The organism is Pseudomonas sp. HLG18, from assembly GCF_051903985.1.
GTDB lineage: Bacteria > Pseudomonadota > Gammaproteobacteria > Pseudomonadales > Pseudomonadaceae > Aquipseudomonas > Aquipseudomonas fluorescens_BT.
The window spans coordinates 5,984,672-6,003,076 of the sequence record NZ_CP195831.1 but is presented as its reverse complement, the minus strand read 5'-3'; the positions used below and the strand labels follow the sequence as shown (position 1 = coordinate 6,003,076).

General features: G+C 60.3%; 15 protein-coding genes. 3 read left to right on the top strand and 12 right to left on the bottom strand.

What is annotated here, in order from left to right:
* The first annotated feature begins 20 nt into the window (after positions 1–20).
* On the top strand, positions 21–296 hold the full coding sequence (locus ACSPX5_RS27445; protein WP_169428758.1) for a helix-turn-helix domain-containing protein: 276 nt from the start codon (positions 21–23) through the stop codon (positions 294–296).
* A gap of 51 nt (positions 297–347) precedes the next feature.
* On the opposite strand, the gene ACSPX5_RS27440 is transcribed toward ACSPX5_RS27445, so the two are convergent.
* The 7 genes from ACSPX5_RS27440 to ACSPX5_RS27410 all read right to left on the bottom strand — a co-directional run bounded on the left by ACSPX5_RS27440 (position 348) and on the right by ACSPX5_RS27410 (position 9,542).
* A complete protein-coding gene (locus tag ACSPX5_RS27440; RefSeq protein ID WP_439820627.1) occupies positions 348–905 on the bottom strand; it encodes a chorismate--pyruvate lyase family protein in 558 nt (185 codons plus the stop codon).
* A gap of 78 nt (positions 906–983) precedes the next feature.
* Positions 984–1,349 (bottom strand): ArsR/SmtB family transcription factor, encoded by a 366-nt coding sequence (locus ACSPX5_RS27435; protein ID WP_169428756.1) that lies wholly within the window; start codon positions 1,347–1,349, stop codon positions 984–986.
* A 129-nt stretch (positions 1,350–1,478) separates the two neighbouring features.
* The gene (locus ACSPX5_RS27430; RefSeq protein ID WP_439820626.1) at positions 1,479–2,930 is read right to left on the bottom strand and encodes an efflux transporter outer membrane subunit; all 1,452 of its coding nucleotides are present in this window, start codon (positions 2,928–2,930) and stop codon (positions 1,479–1,481) included.
* A 9-nt stretch (positions 2,931–2,939) separates the two neighbouring features.
* The gene (locus tag ACSPX5_RS27425) at positions 2,940–6,017 is read right to left on the bottom strand and encodes a MexW/MexI family multidrug efflux RND transporter permease subunit (RefSeq protein ID WP_439820625.1); all 3,078 of its coding nucleotides are present in this window, start codon (positions 6,015–6,017) and stop codon (positions 2,940–2,942) included.
* Positions 6,014–7,114: an efflux RND transporter periplasmic adaptor subunit gene (locus ACSPX5_RS27420; RefSeq protein WP_169428753.1), complete on the bottom strand. Its 1,101-nt coding sequence runs from the start codon at positions 7,112–7,114 to the stop codon at positions 6,014–6,016. The genes ACSPX5_RS27425 and ACSPX5_RS27420 overlap by 4 nt, the downstream gene beginning before the upstream one ends.
* A 134-nt stretch (positions 7,115–7,248) precedes the next feature.
* Positions 7,249–8,406: an oxidoreductase gene (locus tag ACSPX5_RS27415; RefSeq protein WP_439820624.1), complete on the bottom strand. Its 1,158-nt coding sequence runs from the start codon at positions 8,404–8,406 to the stop codon at positions 7,249–7,251.
* A gap of 230 nt (positions 8,407–8,636) precedes the next feature.
* A complete protein-coding gene (locus tag ACSPX5_RS27410) occupies positions 8,637–9,542 on the bottom strand; it encodes an NAD(P)-dependent oxidoreductase (protein WP_279382186.1) in 906 nt (301 codons plus the stop codon).
* A 125-nt stretch (positions 9,543–9,667) separates the two neighbouring features.
* Between ACSPX5_RS27410 and ACSPX5_RS27405 the strand changes: the two genes are divergently transcribed.
* Complete coding sequence (locus ACSPX5_RS27405) at positions 9,668–10,804, top strand: LLM class flavin-dependent oxidoreductase (RefSeq protein WP_169428750.1); 1,137 nt, start codon at positions 9,668–9,670, stop codon at positions 10,802–10,804.
* A gap of 98 nt (positions 10,805–10,902) precedes the next feature.
* On the opposite strand, the gene rfbA is transcribed toward ACSPX5_RS27405, so the two are convergent.
* Genes rfbA through ACSPX5_RS27380 form a run of 5 tightly spaced genes read right to left on the bottom strand, consistent with a single transcriptional unit; the run spans position 10,903 to position 17,370 of the window.
* Positions 10,903–11,826, bottom strand: a complete 924-nt coding sequence (rfbA, locus tag ACSPX5_RS27400; RefSeq protein ID WP_169428749.1) for a glucose-1-phosphate thymidylyltransferase RfbA — start codon at positions 11,824–11,826, stop codon at positions 10,903–10,905.
* 42 nt (positions 11,827–11,868) lie between these two features.
* Complete coding sequence (gene rfbB, locus ACSPX5_RS27395) at positions 11,869–12,951, bottom strand: dTDP-glucose 4,6-dehydratase (protein WP_439820623.1); 1,083 nt, start codon at positions 12,949–12,951, stop codon at positions 11,869–11,871.
* A 54-nt stretch (positions 12,952–13,005) separates the two neighbouring features.
* A complete protein-coding gene (locus ACSPX5_RS27390) occupies positions 13,006–15,183 on the bottom strand; it encodes a prenyltransferase/squalene oxidase repeat-containing protein (protein WP_439820622.1) in 2,178 nt (725 codons plus the stop codon).
* 22 nt (positions 15,184–15,205) lie between these two features.
* The gene (locus ACSPX5_RS27385) at positions 15,206–16,456 is read right to left on the bottom strand and encodes a hypothetical protein (protein WP_439820621.1); all 1,251 of its coding nucleotides are present in this window, start codon (positions 16,454–16,456) and stop codon (positions 15,206–15,208) included.
* Positions 16,453–17,370 (bottom strand): acyltransferase, encoded by a 918-nt coding sequence (locus ACSPX5_RS27380; protein WP_439820620.1) that lies wholly within the window; start codon positions 17,368–17,370, stop codon positions 16,453–16,455. Before ACSPX5_RS27380 ends, ACSPX5_RS27385 begins: the two co-directional genes overlap by 4 nt.
* A gap of 623 nt (positions 17,371–17,993) precedes the next feature.
* Between ACSPX5_RS27380 and ACSPX5_RS27375 the strand changes: the two genes are divergently transcribed.
* Positions 17,994–18,338 (top strand): cupin domain-containing protein, encoded by a 345-nt coding sequence (locus tag ACSPX5_RS27375; RefSeq protein ID WP_007953863.1) that lies wholly within the window; start codon positions 17,994–17,996, stop codon positions 18,336–18,338.
* Positions 18,339–18,405 lie beyond the last annotated feature (67 nt).

Here is an 18,405-nt window from a genome sequence, read left to right as displayed (position 1 = left end):
GTCATGACAGGGATGTAACCATGCTATTCAATGAAGACAACTTCGCGGATATCGACCTGAACCTGATCATCATTTTCCTGGTGCTGTTTCGCGAACGCAGCGTGTCACGCACGGCCGAGCGCCTGCACGTCAAACAACCCGCCATCAGCGGATCGCTGGCACGGCTGCGCAAGCGGTTCGATGATCCTCTGTTTCTGCGCTCATCCAGAACCATGCGCCCGACCTCGAAAGCCGAGGAACTGGCGCAGGCCCTGACACCGGCGATCAGGCAGATCGAAGCGGTGATCCGGCTCTGAACAAACGGCGAAAAAAACCTGCGGGAGATTGCTCCAGCAGGTTTCATTGCATCAGGCCGATTTGAGCGCCTGAGCGTACTCGACCCGGGCCCAGAACGCCGGCAGGAAGCACTCACTGACCAGCAGCGCCGAGCCATTGCGGGTGAAGCGCGAACGCCGTGCCAGCAGACGTTTGGCCTGCGGCGCGTAGCGATGGGACAGCGCCGCCAATGGTGCGCCGGGGGGCAGCAAGGCGCACTGGAAGGGTTCGCGCAGGGTCTTCTCCGACGTGTAGAGAATCTCGGCCAGCGGTCGACGACCGTAGCCGTTCAGATCCGCCCAGTCGCCGCTCAGCGCCGGCACGCTGGTCAGGCTGCGCGCAGTGACGCAGGCCTCGCCATCCAGTTTCATCACCACCTCGCGCACCCAGCCAATGGTCATCGGCGGCACGTTCAGCGCTTGCGCTTCTTCCGGATTGAGCGGGCCATGGGACTGCTCGACCACTTCGATTGAATAGTCGCCCATGGCTTTCAGACGCGGGGTCAGTGCCCCGGGCAAAAACAGCCAGTGATGCTCGGAGCCGGTCAGTTCCGACAGGGGTCGCGACGACCAGTAATGACTTGTATCCATACCGCCCACACCTTCCTGGTGATTGTGAATTGATGGAATGCCATGGAGCGCCAACCTTTCACAGGCGGTTCGCCACGGTCACTCGCTTGCGTTTTCTTCTGTGACTTCGTGTTTGCTGATCACACTGATGGTCTGTTCATCGGTCTTGACCGCCGAGAGCAGCGAATCGAGCAGGCCAGGGAAACGCACGTCCATGTCTTCGCGACGCAGGGACAACAGGTTTTCCCGACCATACGGACGCTGCCAGATCAGACCGCTGTCGCGCAGGACCCGCCAGTGGTGAGTCATGGTCGACTTCGATGCGCCCTTGAGGATCCGGCCGCATGGATGTTCCTGGCCATCGGACAACACTTTCAACACGGTCAGGCGTAGCGGGCTTCCCAATGCGTTCAGCACATTTTCCAGAAGGATCTGATCCTGATTGGGGTGATTCGGGACGTTCATAGGTAGGTACCCTTGATGATATAGGCGGGAAAAATCCGTCTTGTATTCGTCTATACGAGAACAGTAAGACTATACACAAGATGCCTTTTCCCCGCGACAGCCGCCCCGAAGGCGGCGTCCCGAAAAACACTACAGAGCACTGCTCTGTGCCGTCTCCAGCGAGGGCGCCTGGAACCCTCCGCCCAGCGCTGCCATCAACGAAACCGAGCTGTCGATGTGCTTGCTGTTGAGGAAGGCCAGGCGCATTTCGTCCTGAATCAATTGTTGCTCGATGTTCAGCGCATCGAGGAACGTGTCTTCCCCGGCCTTGTAGCGCGACTGCGACAGATCGTAAGACGACTGGGCAATCGCACAGGCATCGCGCTGCACGAGAATCTGCTGCTCGAAAGAACGCAACTGCGTCACCGAAATCGCCACCTCGTGCAGCGCCGAATTCAACACCCGGTTGTACTGGGCAATCGAACTGTCGAGTTCAGCGTTGCCGGCCTTCAGATCGGAGCGCAGACGCCCCGCATCGAAGATCGGCAGCGACACCGTCGGCGCCACGTTCCAGAACTTGCTGACCCCGGCGAACATCGCATCCCCCGTCAGTGCATGAGAGCCCGCCGCCGCCACCAGATTGATGTTCGGGTAAAACGTGGTCTTCACCGCCTCGACGTTTTTAGTCCCGGCCTCCACGCGCCAACGTGCGGCGACGATGTCCGGACGACGGCCGAGCAACTGGGCCGGCAACTGCGCCGGCAATGCCACCACGCTGGCCTGCAGATTCGATGGCCGCTCGAGCGTGTGTGCACGATCGACGCCCTTGCCGATCAGCGCCGACAATTGCAGCCGGGCGATTTCGATGTCTTCGTTGGCGCCGATCAGGGTCGATTCCGAACGCGCCTTGAGGCTCTGCACCTGCTTGAGTTGCGACAGGTTGTCGAGCCCCGAGCCGTACCGTGAGTCCGTCAGGTCCACCAGTTTGCTCAAGCGTTCGAGATCGCGCTGATTGAGCTCCGACACCTGCCAGGCATACGCCAGCTGGTTGTAGGCCTTGGCCACGTTGACCGCCAGAATCAGCCGCGACGATTGCAGGTCTACTTCCGCGGCTCGTGCGCTGTTGAGCGCCGACTCCCAGGCGGCGCGCTGGCCGCCCCAGAGGTCGAAGCTGTAGCTGAAATTCACAGCCAGATTACGCGCGGTGAAGTATTTGTGGCCCTCGCCGCTATAGTCCTCGAAGCGCGACAGTCGGCCACGGGTGACACCTGCCGATGCATCCATTTCCGGGTAGCGCTCGGCATCGCGCAGATCAAGAAATGCGTTGGCCTTTGCGACCCGGGCAGCGACTTCCTGCAAGTCCGGATTGCTGGCATACGCCTCTTCGATCAACGCACCCAGACGCGGATCGCCCAATGACGTCCACCAGTCTGCACGCGGCCACTGGGCCGCTGGCAACTTGTCTTTCAGGCTGTCGGACGGCGCATCGCCGACCGCCAGCAATTTGCCCTGATGATCGATCCCGGCGTAGTTCACACAACCGGCCGCCAACAGGATGGACGCCGCCAGCGGCGCCAGCATCAAACGTGTAATCGAATACATGTCACGTCCTCACAGGATGGGTTGCGGCACACCGGCCGGCTCGGCTTCGGGTGCGTGGCTCGGTTGCTTGATCGAACTGAGCAGCGTGTACACCGACGGCAGAATGAACAGGGTGAACAAGGTGCCGATCAGCATGCCCACCACAATCACCAGGCCCAGGCCGAAGCGGCTGTTGGCGCCGGCGCCGCTGGCGAACAACAGCGGCGCGAGGCCGACCACCATGGCAGCGGTGGTCATCAGGATCGGCCGCAGACGCACCTGCGCGGCGTGCTGGATCGCTTGCACGCGGTCCATGCCTTGCTGGCGTTGCAACTCGTTGGCGAACGCGACCATCAGGATCCCGTGCTTACTGATCAGACCGATCAGCGTGATCAGGCCGATCTGGGTGTAGATGTTCATCGACGTCATGCCCAGCGCCAGCGGCACCAGGGCCCCGCAGATCGACAGCGGCACGCTGATCAGAATGATGAACGGGTCGCGGAAGCTCTCGTACTGCACGCTCAGCACCAGATAGATGATCACCAGGGCCAGGCCGAAGGTGAACGCCAGGCTGTTGCCTTCCTGCACGTATTGGCGGGCGTCGGACTGCCAGTCGAAACTGAAGCCGGCCGGGAAGTTTTCCGATTGCTTCTGCAGGAAGCCCACCGCATCACCCAAGGTCACGCCCGGCGCCGGAATGGCCTGGAACGTGGCGGAGTTCTGCTGGTTGAACTGGGTCAGGCGATTCGGCTCGACCTTGACGCTGAGGGTGGCCAGCGTCGACAACGGCACTGGATTGCCCTTCTGGTCCTTCACGTAATACAGCTTCAGGGTTTCCGGGGTCAGGCGATCCGCCGACACCGACTGCGGAATCACGTCATAAGAGCGACCGTGGAACGAGAACCGGTTGACGTACTTCTCGCCGATCAGGCTGTTGAGCGTCTCACCGATGTCCTGCATGCGGATGCCCAAGGCGTTGGCCTTGGCCCGGTCGACCTGGATTTCCACTACCGGGTTGTTGAAGTCCAGATCGCTGTCGACCACCGCGAACAGGCCACTGGCCTGCGCAGCCTGCTTGAGCTGATCCATCACGTTGTACAGCGCCAGGTATTCCTGATCGCTGCGGATCACCATCTGCACCGGCAGACCACCGGTGGAGCCCGGCAGGGGCGGCATCTGGAACACGAAAATGCTCGTGCCTTCGATCTGATTCACCCGCGCCTGCAAGTCAGGCTGGATGGTGTTGGCGTCGCGGCCGCGTTTTTCCCAGTCCACCAGGTTGATCCCGCCGACGCTGTTGGACAGACCGTCGGAACCGTTCGCCACCCAGTTGCTGTAACCCTCGGGGATTTCGTTGAAGGTCTTGTACAGTTCGTGGGCGTAGGCTTCGAGGTAATTCAGGTTGGCGTGCTGCGGCGCCTTGATGGCGGTCAGCAGGATGTTCTGGTCTTCCAGCGGCGCCAGTTCGGTCTGCGCCGAGCGATAGAGGAAAGGCAGGCTGAAGAAAATCACCAGCGCCACGCTCAGGCTGATCCAGCGCCGTGCCAGCGAACCGCCGAGCAATGCGCCATAACGACGGGACAGGTACTGGAAGAAACGATCGGCCTTGACCGCCATGAAGCCTTCGCTGGTTTTCGCGTCCAGCAGACGAGTACTCATGATCGGCGACAGGGTCAGGGCGACGATGCCGGAAATCACCACGGCACCGGCCAGGGTCAGTGCGAACTCCTTGAACAGCGTGCCGGTGAGGCCGCCCATCAGACCGATCGGTGCGTACACCGCTGCCAGGGTGAAGGTCATCGCCACCACCGGCCCGGCCACTTCACGGGCGCCGATCAGCGCCGCGTCGAACGGGCTCTTGCCCTCTTCGATGTGGCGGTGGACGTTTTCCACCACGACAATGGCGTCGTCCACCACCAGCCCGATGGCGAGCACCATGGCGAGCAGAGTCAGCAGGTTGAGGCTGAAGCCGAACATCTGCATCAGCATCGCCGCGCCGAGCATCGACAGCGGAATGGTCACCAGCGGAATCAGCACGGTGCGGAACGTGCCCAGGCACAGGTAAATCACCAGCACCACGATCACCAGCGCTTCGAGCAGGGTGTAGCTCACCTCGTCGATCGACGACTGAATGAAGTGCGCCACTTCGAACGGGATCTGCACGGTCACGCCCGGTGGCAGGGTTTCCTGGATCTGCGGCAGCAATTCGCGCACGCGCTTCACGATCACCAGCGGGTTGCCGGTCGGTGCCGCGTCCAGACCGAGGAACAGCGCCGGTACGTCGCTCATTGCGCCGCTGGTGTCGGTAGAGGCTGCGTTCAGTTCCACAGTACCGACGTCACGCACACGGATGATGTGGCCGTTGTCGTTGCGCAGCACCATGTCACGGAAGTCTTCGACGCTGTTCAGGTCAGTGTTGACCCGCAGGTTGCTGACCACGTACAGGCCCTTGACCTGCCCAGGTGCGGCCTGGAAGTTGTTGCCCTCGATGGCTGCCGAAACGTCCTGCCCGGTCATGCCGTAGCCGGCCAGACGCTGCGGGTCGAGCCACAGGCGCATGGACAGTTTCTGCTCGCCCATGATGTTGATCTTGGCCACGCCTTCAATGCCGGCAAACATCGGCTCGACGACGCGGGAGATGTAATCCGACATCTCCGGAATGGTCAGGTTGGAGCTGGCGAACGCAACGTAGGCCACGCTCGTGAAGCCACCGGAAGTGCGCTCCACCACCGGGTCGTAAGCGTCCTTCGGCAGGCGGTATTTGATCTGGTTGACCTTGGCCATGACCTCGGTCAGCGCCGCGATGGAGTCACTGTTGAGTGCCATGCGGATCGTCACCTGGCTGCGGCCCTGGGTCGAGGCCGACGACAGATAGTCGATGCCCTCGACCGAAGCCACGGCCTGGCTGATCGGTTGGGTGACGAAGCCTTGCATCAGTTCCGAAGAGGCGCCGGGGTACTGGGTCGTGACCGTGATGGTCGACGTCTCCAGCATCGGGTACTGGCGGATCGGCAAGTTCATCAGCGCACGCACCCCGAACAACAGGATCAGCGTGCTGACCACCACGGCCAGCACCGGGCGGCGAAGAAAGAGGTCGGTGAAATTCATTTTTCCAGCCCACTGAGTTTAAGAGCAATCGTGTCCGGCACGCCTTCCACCGCCACGCCGTCGTGGAGTTTGAGCTGGCCGGACGTCACCACTTGCACACCTTCGCTCAAGCCCTTGTCGACCACCGCCCAGCCATTGCGGCGCTCGCCGACCTTGATGCTTTCACGCTTGACCTTCTGCACGCCGGCCTCGTCGGTGTAGACCGAGAACACGCTCTCGCCGTAGGCGTTGTAAGTGATCGCGGTTTCCGGAATCAGCAGCTCGGCGGTCTGCGGCAGGGTCACCGAGACCCGTGCATACATGCCGGGACGCAGGCGTTTTTGCGTGTCGGTGATGACCGCTTGCACATTGATGGTGTGGGACTGGTTGATCTGCGGATCGACCGCGACGATTTTGCCGGCGAAGGTCACATCCCCCCAGGCATCGACCTTGGCCTGCACGGTCTGGCCCAGTTGCACTTGCGAGCCATCGCGCTCGGCGAGGGTGAAGTTGACGCGCAGCACGCCCGGATCCGTCAGGGTCGCCACCGCGCTGCCGGCTTGCAGGTATTGGCCAAGGTGCGCCTGGCGAATGCCGAGGGTGCCGGCGAACGGCGCGCGAATGTGCCGCTGAGCGATCTGCGCCTGCATGCGCTCCATGTCGCCTTTGGCGGCGTCGTATTGAGCGCGGGCACTGTCGAAGGCGCGACGGCTTTCGGCGCCGGTCTTGGCCAGTTCCTGAACCCGGGCAAACTGCGCCTTGGCCGATTCGTACTCGCCTTTCAGGCGCACCAGTTCACCTTGCTCGGGTGCGTCGTTGAGCTTGAGCAGCACCTGCCCCGCCTTCACTTCATCGCCGGACTCGAAATCGATGTCCACCACTTTGCCGCTGACTTCGGCCGAGACCAGCACCTGACGCTGCGCCTCGAGTTTGCCGATGGCTTCGAGGTAGTAGGTGTACGGTTGTTTCTTGACCACGGCCAGACCGACCCGGGTGCTGGGAATCCGTTGTTCGGCCGCTGCCGGTGGCGGCGACCAGAAGCGCCAGCCCAGGGCGGCGGACAACACCACGACCAGAATAATAAACACCAGCGACTTAACAATATTTCGAGCAAGCATGTGGCACTCCCTTGACTCTTTACTGCGAGCACAAAAGTTTGAGATTTAAGAAAATAAAGGTGCAACTTGAAACGGGCGCGTTATTGATCCCTGTGAACACTCACTGATAACGCGCCCGTTTTATTTATCCGCTATTACGCCGCGGCCAGTACGTTGGTTTTATCCAGGTAGTACTTGCCGATACCGTGCAAGTTCAAAGGCGACAGGGTGAAGTGCTTGGAACCGGTATGAATATCGCGGAAACAACGTTCCAGGAAGTGCGACTTGTAGACAGCTTTTGAGCCGGCCATCGAGTAGAGCTGGTTGACCGCATTGACCGAGTTCTCGGTCAGCACCGAGGCTGCCAGGCCGACACGGGCGCTGACCGGTTCGCCGATGGTTTCACCACGGCTGATCACCTGGTGAATCGCATCTTCCAGCAGCAGTTGTGCGGTGTGCACCGAGGAGATGGCGCGACCGGTCTTCTCGAAGATCACCCCTTCCAGACCCGGATCGGTGTTCACGGCGCGATCGTTGCGGAAATGATCGACCGCCGCCCGGGCCACGCCCAGCACGGTGGACATCGCAGCCAGGGTGCCGAACTCGTAGTAACCGGTGGCGTAGGCGCGGGAGCTGCGTGCTTCGGGGGATTTCTTCAGGGTTTCGACGTCCAGCGAATACGACTTGTGGACCATGACGTTGGAGCACTGGAAGTGGTGGCTGCCGGTACCGCGCATGCCCAGAGTGTCCCAGGTCGGCAGGATGGTGCACTGGCTGGCGGGCACGAAGAACATCCGCACTTCCGGTGTAGTGTTGTTTTCGGTGCCTTTGACGGTGGCGGTGCAGACCAGCCAGTCGGCGTGGGCCGAGCCGCTGGCGAACGCCCATTTGCCGCTCAGCAGGTACTCGTCGCCCATCGGCAGCGCTTCGCCGCCGGAGTGGATGGCGCCGATCACGAAACCGTCGCAGTGGTTGTAGATCGCTTCGGAAGTGGCTTCCGGCAGGTAGTCCGACAGACGCCCCATCGCCACTTGCACCGCCAGTTGCCAAGACAGCGAAGCGTCGTACCGAGCAAATTCCAGCACCAGCGCGGAGGTGGTCTGGATATCGACCTGGGAGCCGCCGAACGCTCGGGACACCGACGTACGGCCGAAACCGTCCTTGAAGAATCGGGACATCACATCCTTGTGAGTCGCATTTGTCTGCTCGCTGTAATCGCGGTGCTGAACAATCAGCGGATTCAGTGCACGCACCTTCTCGAGCCATTCATTGGATTCGGAGGGAAGGCTGTTCCATTGCATTAGATTTTTCATAACGGCTCCTAGCTATTATTTATTTACGATCAGCAGACGAAAAAACAGACAAAAGTTATGTTGTTGTTAAACCCCGATAAAAATGTACGGCTACAGTCGTACATTTGACAAGCACTATTATCAGACTTCTTTCATTTCCCAATAAAAGAACAATCACTGTCCGACAATAATGCAAGGCGCAAGAGGCCCACGTAACTTGCGAACAAGTTACGTTACTTGAATCTTTTTGATTACTTCACGCCGGCGCGCCGGTCACTGACTTTCGACAGTGACGCCCAGTCCTGATCGGCCTGACCATGAGCCATGCCGTCCAGCAGGTTGTCCTTCAACACACTGGCAAACGGCAGCGGCACCTGCGCCGCTTCACCGGCCTCCAGCGCCAGGCGTACATCCTTGAGACCCAGCGACAATTTGAAGCCGGCCGGCTCAAATATGTCATCGGCCATCTGCTTGCCGTAACCCTGATACACCGGCACCGGAAACAGCGTCGAAGTGATCATGTCGATGAACGACGCACGACTCACGCCGTAACCGCCGGCCAGGGTCGAGGCTTCAGCCATGGACTCGATCGCCGAGGCGATCATCAGATTGGCCGACAGCTTGGCGGCGCAGGCCACTTCAGCCGTGTCGCCGAGCGTCCAGGTCTTGCGCCCCAACACATCGAACAGCGGTTGTACCCGAGCCAGTGCTTCGGCAGGCCCGGAGGCGAGAATGTTCAGATTGCCGGCAGCCGCCACATCGACCCGCCCCAGCACCGGTGCCGACACGTAATCGACGCCGCGTGCTTCATGCACGGCCGCCAGTTCCCTGGCCAGCGCCACGGACACCGTGGACATGTTGACGTGAACGCTGCCGGCTTGCAGACCGTCCAGCGCCTTGGCGTCGAAGAACACCGAACGGATCGCCGTGTCATCGCCGAGCATCGAGATCAGCACCTCGGCCTGCGCCGCCAGCGCCGGTGTCTCGACGGCTTCGGCGCCGGCCTTGGCCAGTGCTTGCAGCGGTGCTGTCGAACGATTCCACACACGGACCCGATGCCCGGCTTTCAGCAGGTTCAGCACCATCGGTGCGCCCATCGTGCCCAGACCGATAAATCCCAGTTGCATGTCGCGTTCCTCTCTCGATGAGGTCTTCAAAGCCGTTTGGACAATGATGCAGAATTGCGATTGTACGTGTACAGGCGTACATTTCAAGTGCCGCGATGATTCATTCTTCACGGCAAGGGTTTCAAACGCACCTTTACCCAAGGCAAGGAGGCTTTATGCAATTCGGGATCTACACCGTTGGCGACGTCACGCAAGACCCTACCAACGCCCGTACCCCCAGTGAATCCGAGCGCATCCAGGCCACCCTGCAAATTGCGCAGAAGGCCGAAGACATCGGACTGGACGTGTTCGCCACCGGCGAGCACCACAATCCCCCGTTCATCACCTCCTCTCCCACCACCCTGCTGGCCTACATCGCAGCGAAGACTCAACGCATCATTCTTTCGACGTCCACCACCCTGATCAGCACCAACGATCCGGTGCGGCTGGCCGAAGAATATTCACTGCTGCAAAACCTCTGCGGCGGACGCATGGACCTGATGCTCGGCCGTGGCAACACCGCGCCGGTCTATCCCTGGTTCGGCAAGAGCATCGCCGACGCCCTGCCGCTGGCGATGGAAAACTATCGCCTGCTGCACCGGCTCTGGCGCGAGGAAGACATCAACTGGAGCGGACGCTTTCGTACACCGCTGAACCACTTCACCTCGATCCCGCGACCGCTGGACGACCTGCCGCCCTTCGTCTGGCACGGCTCGATCCGTACCCCGGAAATCGCCGAGCAGGCTGCCTATTACGGCGACGGTTTTTTCGCCAGCCACATCCTCTGGCCACGGGAGCATTTCATGGCGCTGGTGGAGTTCTACCGCACGCGTTTTGCCCATTACGGCCATGGTACGCCGGAGCAGGCGATCGTCGGCCTTGGCGGGCACATCTTCATGCGCCGCAACTCCCAGGATGCGCGCCGGGAGTTCCGCCCTTACTTCGATAACGCCCCGGTGTATGGCCACGGCCCGTCCCTGGAAGAGTTCATGGAGATGACCCCGCTGGCGGTCGGCAGCCCTCAGGAAATCATCGACAAGACCCTGACCTTCCGCGAGCACTTCGGCGACTATCAGCGCCAGTTGTTCCTGTTCGACCACGGCGGTATTCCGCTCAAGACCGTACTGGAACAACTCGACATGTTCGGCAAGGAAGTCTTGCCGGTGCTGCGTGAAGAAACCCGCAAACGCCGCTCGCCGCTGGCGGCCGAAGCGCCGACTCACGCCAATCGCCTGGCCCGGTTGCAAACCCTCTCGGCCGAACCGAGCGCCACGGTCAAAGCTGCCCAACTCGACAGCGTGACCGGCCACTGACCCTGTGGGAGCGGGCTTGCTCGCGAAAGCGGTCTTTCCGTCAACAATGTTGTTGAATGTGACGCCCCCTTCGCGAGCAAGCCCGCCCCCACACTTGATCAGGCAACGTCCTTCAGCGGGCGCTGCGTATCCATCGCAACCACCACATCATCGTTGATCAGCCGCGCCAGATACTGACCATAACCGGTCTTGCTCATGCTGCCTGCGTGCACCAGCAACTGCGCATCGTCGATCCAGCCCTTGTTGTAGGCGATCTCTTCGAGGCAGGCGATTTTCAGGCCCTGGCGTTTCTCGATGGCTTGCACGAAGTTGCCGGCTTCCATCAAGGCATCGTGGGTGCCGGTGTCCAGCCAGGCCATACCACGGCCCATCACCGATACATTCAACTTGCCGCGTTGCAGGTAGACGTTGTTGACGTCGGTAATCTCCAGCTCGCCGCGCGGCGACGGCTTGATGTCGGCGGCAATCTGCAGCACTTCGTTGTCGTAGAAATACAGGCCGGTCACGGCGTAGTTCGACTTCGGATCACTCGGTTTTTCACAGATGCTCAGAGCCTTGCCGGCGGCATCGAACTCCACCACACCAAAGCGCTCGGGATCGGCCACGTAGTAACCGAACACCGTGGCCCCCTCGTCGCGAGACGCAGCCTGCACCAGGGTTTCACCGAAACCGGCGCCGTAGAAAATGTTGTCGCCGAGCACCAGACACACATTGTCTTCACCGACAAATTCGCGACCGATGATGAACGCCTGGGCGAGGCCGTCCGGGCTTGGCTGCACCGCGTAGCTCAGGCTCAGGCCCAACTGGCTGCCGTCGCCGAGCATGCGCTGGAAACCCGGCAGATCTTCGGGGGTGGAGATGATCAGGATCTCGCGGATTTCCGCCAGCATCAGCACCGACAGCGGGTAGTAGATCATCGGTTTGTCATACACCGGCAGAGACTGTTTCGAGACGCCCAGGGTGATCGGGTGCAGACGCGAACCGGCGCCGCCTGCCAGCAGAATTCCTTTGTACTTGGCCATGCTTTTTTCCTTTCAAGCAGTGAGATTTGAATGACTGAATGTTCAGGCCACGAGGGCTTCGTCGCGTTGCTCGCCGAGGCGCTCCAGCGCGTAGGCGCCGGACATCACCCGCAACCACCAGGCGCGGTTGTCGAGGTACCAGTCGACGGTTTTCTTCATGCCGCTTTCGAAGGTTTCCTCTGGCGTCCAGCCCAGCGTCGCGTGGATTTTCCCGGCATCGACGGCGTAGCGTTTGTCGTGGCCCGGACGATCCTTGACGAAGGTGATCAGGTCGCGGAAGTGCGCGACACCTGCCGGTTTTTCTGCACCGCGTGCTTCGAGCAGATCGCACAGGGTGTGCACCACTTCCAGGTTGGTCTTCTCGTTGTGGCCGCCGATGTTGTAGGTCTGCCCGACCTCACCGCGCGTGACCACCGCATACAGTGCGCGGGCGTGATCCTCGACGAACAGCCAGTCGCGGATCTGCGCGCCGTCGCCGTACACCGGCAACGGCTTGCCTTGCAGCGCATTGAGAATGACGTGGGGAATCAGCTTTTCCGGGAAGTGATAAGGCCCGTAATTGTTCGAGCAATTGCTCATCACCACCGGCAGGCCGAAGGTGCGATGCCAGGCGCGAACCAGATGATCGGAGCCGGCCTTGGTCGCCGAATACGGCGAACTTGGCGCATACGGCGTGCGCTCGGTGAACGCCGGATCTTCGGGTTCCAGATCGCCGTACACTTCGTCGGTGGAAATGTGGTGGAAACGGAACGTCGACTGACGCGCCGCGTCCAGCCGGTTCCAGTAACCACGCGCCGCTTCGAGCATCGTGTAGGTGCCGACGATGTTGGTTTCGATGAAGGCTTGCGGGCCATCGATCGAACGGTCCACGTGGGACTCGGCGGCCAGGTGCATCACCGCATCCGGTTGCAGCCGTGCGAACAGTTCGTCCAGCGCCGGCTTGTCGCAGATGTCGACCTGACAGAACCGGTAACGCGGCGAGTCGGACACCTCGGCCAGCGACTCGAGATTGCCGGCGTAGGTCAGTTTGTCGACGTTGATCACTTCGCATTCGGTCTCTTCGATCAGAAACCGCACCACGGCCGAGCCAATGAAGCCCGCGCCCCCTGTCACTAAAATTTTCATCAGCGCCTCCCCTGGCAAAATGATGATTGAACGTCCTTCGATGCTGTGTGCGGGTCAGTTCAACAACGCGACCCAGTATTGCGACAGCCCCTGTTCGAGAATCAGCAGCGTCTGGATGCAGACGAAGCTTTCGTCGGTGGTCGCCGAGGTCGCATTGAGCGGGCCGAAACCACCGTCCTGCTTCTGATGGGCAGCGATCCAGTCTTTCGACTCCTGCAGATACGTCGGCTGCGCGTCGAGCAGATACATCGCCGCGATGGCCATGTAAGTGCCCACCAGGCTGACCGCTTTGCCCGGCCGGTAGTGGAACGAGCCGTTGGCCAGTTGCAGCTTTTGCAGCCACGCGACGGTCTGCTCGGCATCGACGATGCGTCGGTTGAGAATGAACAGCGTCGACACCACGCGGTACACCGAGAAGGCATCCGGCGGATAGCCGGGCTTGTTGGCGAAACCACCGTCGGCCGAGCGGCAGCGCAAGGCGAACGCCATCACGCCCTGCTCGTCCGGCGCCTTGGCTTCAAGGGCATGCAGCGACAGCACCGCCAGGTTGGTGTGCCAGATGTCCGAGCCGAAACCCGGCACATCACCGAAACCGCCGTCGGGGTTCTGGCACGCTTGCAGGTAACGCACACAAGCGCCGATATCGTTCGGCAACGCGCCCAGCACCCGCAGCGACAACACCGCGCAGTAGGTGGCGAACACATCGCTCAAGTGCCCGGGCTGCTCGGCAAATCCACCGTCGGTGTTTTGCGAAGCCCTGATGCAGTCGATCAGGCTGGCCTTGTTTTCGATTTGCAACCCCAGGGCATGCAAGTCCGAAATCACGTGCAATCCGGAAAACACCTGCCAGGTCTTGTCGGCACGGAAGCCCAGCGGCGTGGTTTCGGCGGTCAGTCCGTAAGGCGTCTGATTCGACGCCCGGGCCTTGGCCAGCCAGGCGAGATAACGCTGCAGATCGACATTGATGGTCGGCACGCCATTCGGGTGAATGCGCTGGACGTCGCCACCGCCATCGATCACTTGCAACTCACGGCTGACCAACGCCGCGTCGTCATGATGAGCAACGGCAGCGGCCGGTTCGATGGACTGCAAGGCGTGGGCCGCGGCGAGCTGGGTTTTCAGGCTTTTCAGATGCAGCGGCAGGTACGTCAGGTTGCCGATGCTGAAAATCCCCGGCTGACGCGGCGGCGCCCAGAACTGTCGAATGAACGGCACGGTCGGGTCATCCGGCGTCGACCAGAAGTAGCCCTTGCCCATGAACAACCCACCATTGCGGGCGTCATGGAACTCCAGCAAAGCGGCAGTCACCGAAGCGCGGTCAGCGTCGCTCGCACCGGACGGCAAGGCCTGAATCGCCTGCAACAGCAACGCCACGTCGTAGGCCGTCTTGATCGGGAATGGCGACTCGTGATGCTTGTACGAAGTGTGCCAGTCGCAACGTACTTTGCCGTTGATCCCGACCCTGTCCCAGTACCCGCCATAGGCCGGATCGCGGAACAGCGCCAGGGTTTGCAGCAGGAATGAACGAGCCAGGTTCGACAGCGCATTGTCGTCCCGCACATCGGCCAGACGCGCCAGCACCAGGCTGACCTGAGCGCGCACGGCGCAACGGGTCAGCGCCACATCGACACAGGATGCGCTGTCGCTGCCAGCCACACGGCCGATCAGATTTTCTGCGTGAATCTGCAAGTGCCCGACCAGCCCCAGACCCAACGGCTCGTTACCGATGCGTGCCAGCAACGCCGTGGCGCTGATATCGAGCTCGATCGAGGTCGCCAGCTCCAGCGGCGTCGACCAGTCGCTGCTGTACAGGCCGGCGACAGTGGAACGGGCGTATAGCGCTTCGACCTTTTCCAGCAGCCCGTGGATCGCGGCATTGTTCGCCGCGTCCTGCGGCACTCGACGCTGATAGGCAATCAATGCCGCCAGCGCGTCCAGTTGCAGCGCCAGCGTGCGGCAGCGCCCGGAGCCGTGTGGCGTCCAGTAGCGGTCGGCCAGTTCGTGGAAACCGCCATTCGACGCATCATGCAAACGCATCAGCCCGTCATGGGCAAAACGCAGGCCGACATCGTCGCCGTGCTCGGCCTGGTAGAGCGTCGCGGCAACCTGATCCTGCAACTGCTTGTCACTGGAAATCGCAACCTCGCCACTGGTATCGGTCACAGCAAAAAAACCGCCGTACTCAATGTCCTTGAGGCCTTTATCAAATACAAACTGCGGATGCAGCGGCATGGTGAATCCCTCTTCCTTGAGGTTAAGCAGCTTTGCTTTCGGTCAGCGATACAACACGGCCGTGGCACAAATCGATGATGCGCGTCGCGGCACGAGCGGCACCCTCGCCGTCCGGTGCGGCCACTTGCTGATGAGGTGCGTAGTAAGTGGATGACCGGGTATCTTTCTCCAGTTCGCCCTGAATCAGCTCGACGATTCGGTCACGGTCGTATCCGATATGCGTCGGGAAACCCAGCAATTCCAGACGTCGCAAAGCTTCCAGTTCGTGGTATTCGGACTTCGACGACAACAGGAACAGAGTCGGAATATTCATTGCCGCAATTTCGGTCACGGTGATCCAGCCCGGCGCCGAAATCAGCAGGCTGGCTTCGCGCAGCAGGCCCATCCAGTCCGGGTAGTACGGCACACAAACCACACCGTCCTGCTCCTCGATATCCTTGCGGCCCAGCAGCACCATTTTCAGATCCGGATTGCGTTCGCGCAGGATCTTGAAACTGTCCAGATACGCGGCAAGCAATGCGTCCTTGTTCTCCGCAAACATGGTCGTGCCGCTGATGGAGGCGACAATGAATGGCGCGTCACCCAGGTTGAGTTGCTCACGCACGTTCAATCCGCTCTGCACCGTGATGTCCCGGATCATCGGACCGACAAAATGTGCCTTGCCACTGGCCAGCGCTTCGGCGACCGGTGTGCCTTGGTCAAGAGCGGCAATGAACGGTTTGTCGGTCAGCACCAGCTGTGCCTGACTGATCATCCAGCTGAACTGACTGTGCAGCGCCGTCCGTGCCCGGGACATCTCCAGAGCATTCACCTCGAAGCCGCCTTCAGCCAGGTCGTGATCCTGCAGTTGGCAAAGCGTGAAGTCATAGCGTTCGGTCACGAACACCAACGGTGTGCCTGTGAAGATCGCTGCCAGGCAGGCAGCCATGTTGTAGTCCGACACCAGCACACTCGGCTTGTGTTCGGCGATCAACGCCAGGTAAGACAGGATCCGCTCACCGGACAGGAAGGTAGTCGCAATATAACTGCCGATGTAAGTAGCCCAATCAAGCTGTTTCGACAAGTTGCTCTTTTTCGAATAGTCGACCAGTCGTCCGGCGATATCCACGACTTCGATTCCAGACTTTTCGAATAAAGGAGTAAACGTCGGCTGCAAAGAAGCCAGTGCAACCGTCAGAGGCATATCCGGGCGTTGCTTCTTGATCGCCTGAGCGATGGACAGCACGCGCATGTTATGGCCGGAACCGGTCGGATTAGGGGCAAATAAAATCATTCTTGAATCTCCATTAGTTGAACAACGCCATGAACCACAGTGTTTTCCAATACATCCCTTATCACCACCGAATACGGTTTTATAACTGCACCGTCACCAATATTCAGTGGACCTACCAAGATGGCGCCCTCGCCAATAACGCAACGACTTCCAATGCGCACAGGTGCCTCCTCCCAAGGCAGTGAGCGGAACGAATGATCATGAGTAGAAGCGACAATCGTGACGCCTTCGGCCACCTCGCTGAAGGCGCCGATGGTCACACCGCCCGCGGCTTCGATGACCACACCGGCAGCCAGTCGCACGCCTGTCCCCAGTGCAATGCCGCCCAGTTGCGACATACCCCCCTGGCGGGAGCTGCGCCCGATCAGAATGCAGTCACGGGCGATTTCCACCGAAGCACCACCGCTCAACTCGGCATCAATCAAGGTTTCGTCGCTGATGTCCCAGGTCGCGGTGTCGGGGTTCATTGCCTTGAGTCGCGGCACCGATTGCGTGGACCGATCGAGCATCGACGGCAAGCCCCGGCAAGCACGGTCACGGACTTTGGCCAGCACGGGCGCCGGGCTCGGCAGGCCGTCCTCGACCACCGTGCGCCGGGCAATGACCCGCGCCGGGCGACCGACCACAATGGCATCGGCGGGTACATCCGAAGTCACCAGTGCCCCAGCGGCCACCACCGCTCCCGCGCCGATGGAAACGCCAGCCGCTACAGTGGCCTTGGCGCCCAGCCAGACGTTCTCGGCAATGCGTACCGGTGATTGCGCCGTTCCCAGGCAGCTTGCGCCCGTGGCCAGCATGCTGGAGGCGCCAAGGGAGGCGAATTGCAGATCACACTTGAACCCGATGAAACAATCATCGGCGACCTGAACGTTCTGCAGGCGACTGCCGGCACGAATCCAGACATGCCGGCCCAACTTACTCTCGTTATTCACCGTCGTCGAAACTTCAACTACATTTATGTCGTCCACAATAAAGCCTCATTCCATTGATGCCGGGCACATAAGAATCCGAAAGGCGTGCGTATCCCGCAGATATAATTCCGCCGATGCACAAATAATAATCAACTGTTTATTTATGGCTTCCATTCAAAGCACGCACAACATTGCGTCTGCGCAACTTATTAACTGACTGGTTCACTCAATTGCCGTTATTCATTAACAACAGGTAGAGGTTCACGCTTGAGCCAAAGGCCAAGTCAGTTTCATGTGAAAAAAGCCGATTCAAGTCTGTCCGTGACTCTTGTGTAGCTCCATCAGGGTGGGATTGTCCTTTAGTACGAATGTTATAGTACAGACGATTTTGTTTTGCAATAGGTGTCCGAATGGTTATCTCGTTTTAGTCTAAAAATTGATTGAACTTTTACGGTGCGCAATTGTATTAAAACCGTCATATATGCACAGCATCGGTGCAAATCCCCGGCTTTACGGGGCTCTTCCCGTTCAGCGCTAACAGGCATATGGAGGTCGAACCCAGACATTCCGACGGTGTTCACCCACGTTACGGTGGCGACTCAAACTGCCTTTGGCCTGGAGCCGTCATGCCTGCACCTATCACCGTTCTGCGCGACACACACCCGCTGCCAGTACTCGACGCCTGCAAATGGGAGAAGCTCGAGGGCGATCCCCACACCGTCAACCTCAACGCCTACACCAGCGAAGACGGCAGCAAGATCATGGGCACCTGGATCTGCACGCCGGGCAAATGGCGAGTGGATTACGTGAAGTGGGAGTACTGCCATTTCCAGGAAGGCTACTGCGTGATCACCCCGGACGGCATGGAGCCGATCCACCTGCGCGCCGGCGACATCTTCGTCGTCGAACCGGGCATGAAGGGCACCTGGGAAGTGGTCGAGACCGTGCGCAAATATTTCGTGTTCGCCTGATACAAAAAAGCCGGGAAACCACCCGACGTGATTTCCCGGCAACACCTACTGCATCTGAATTGCAGAC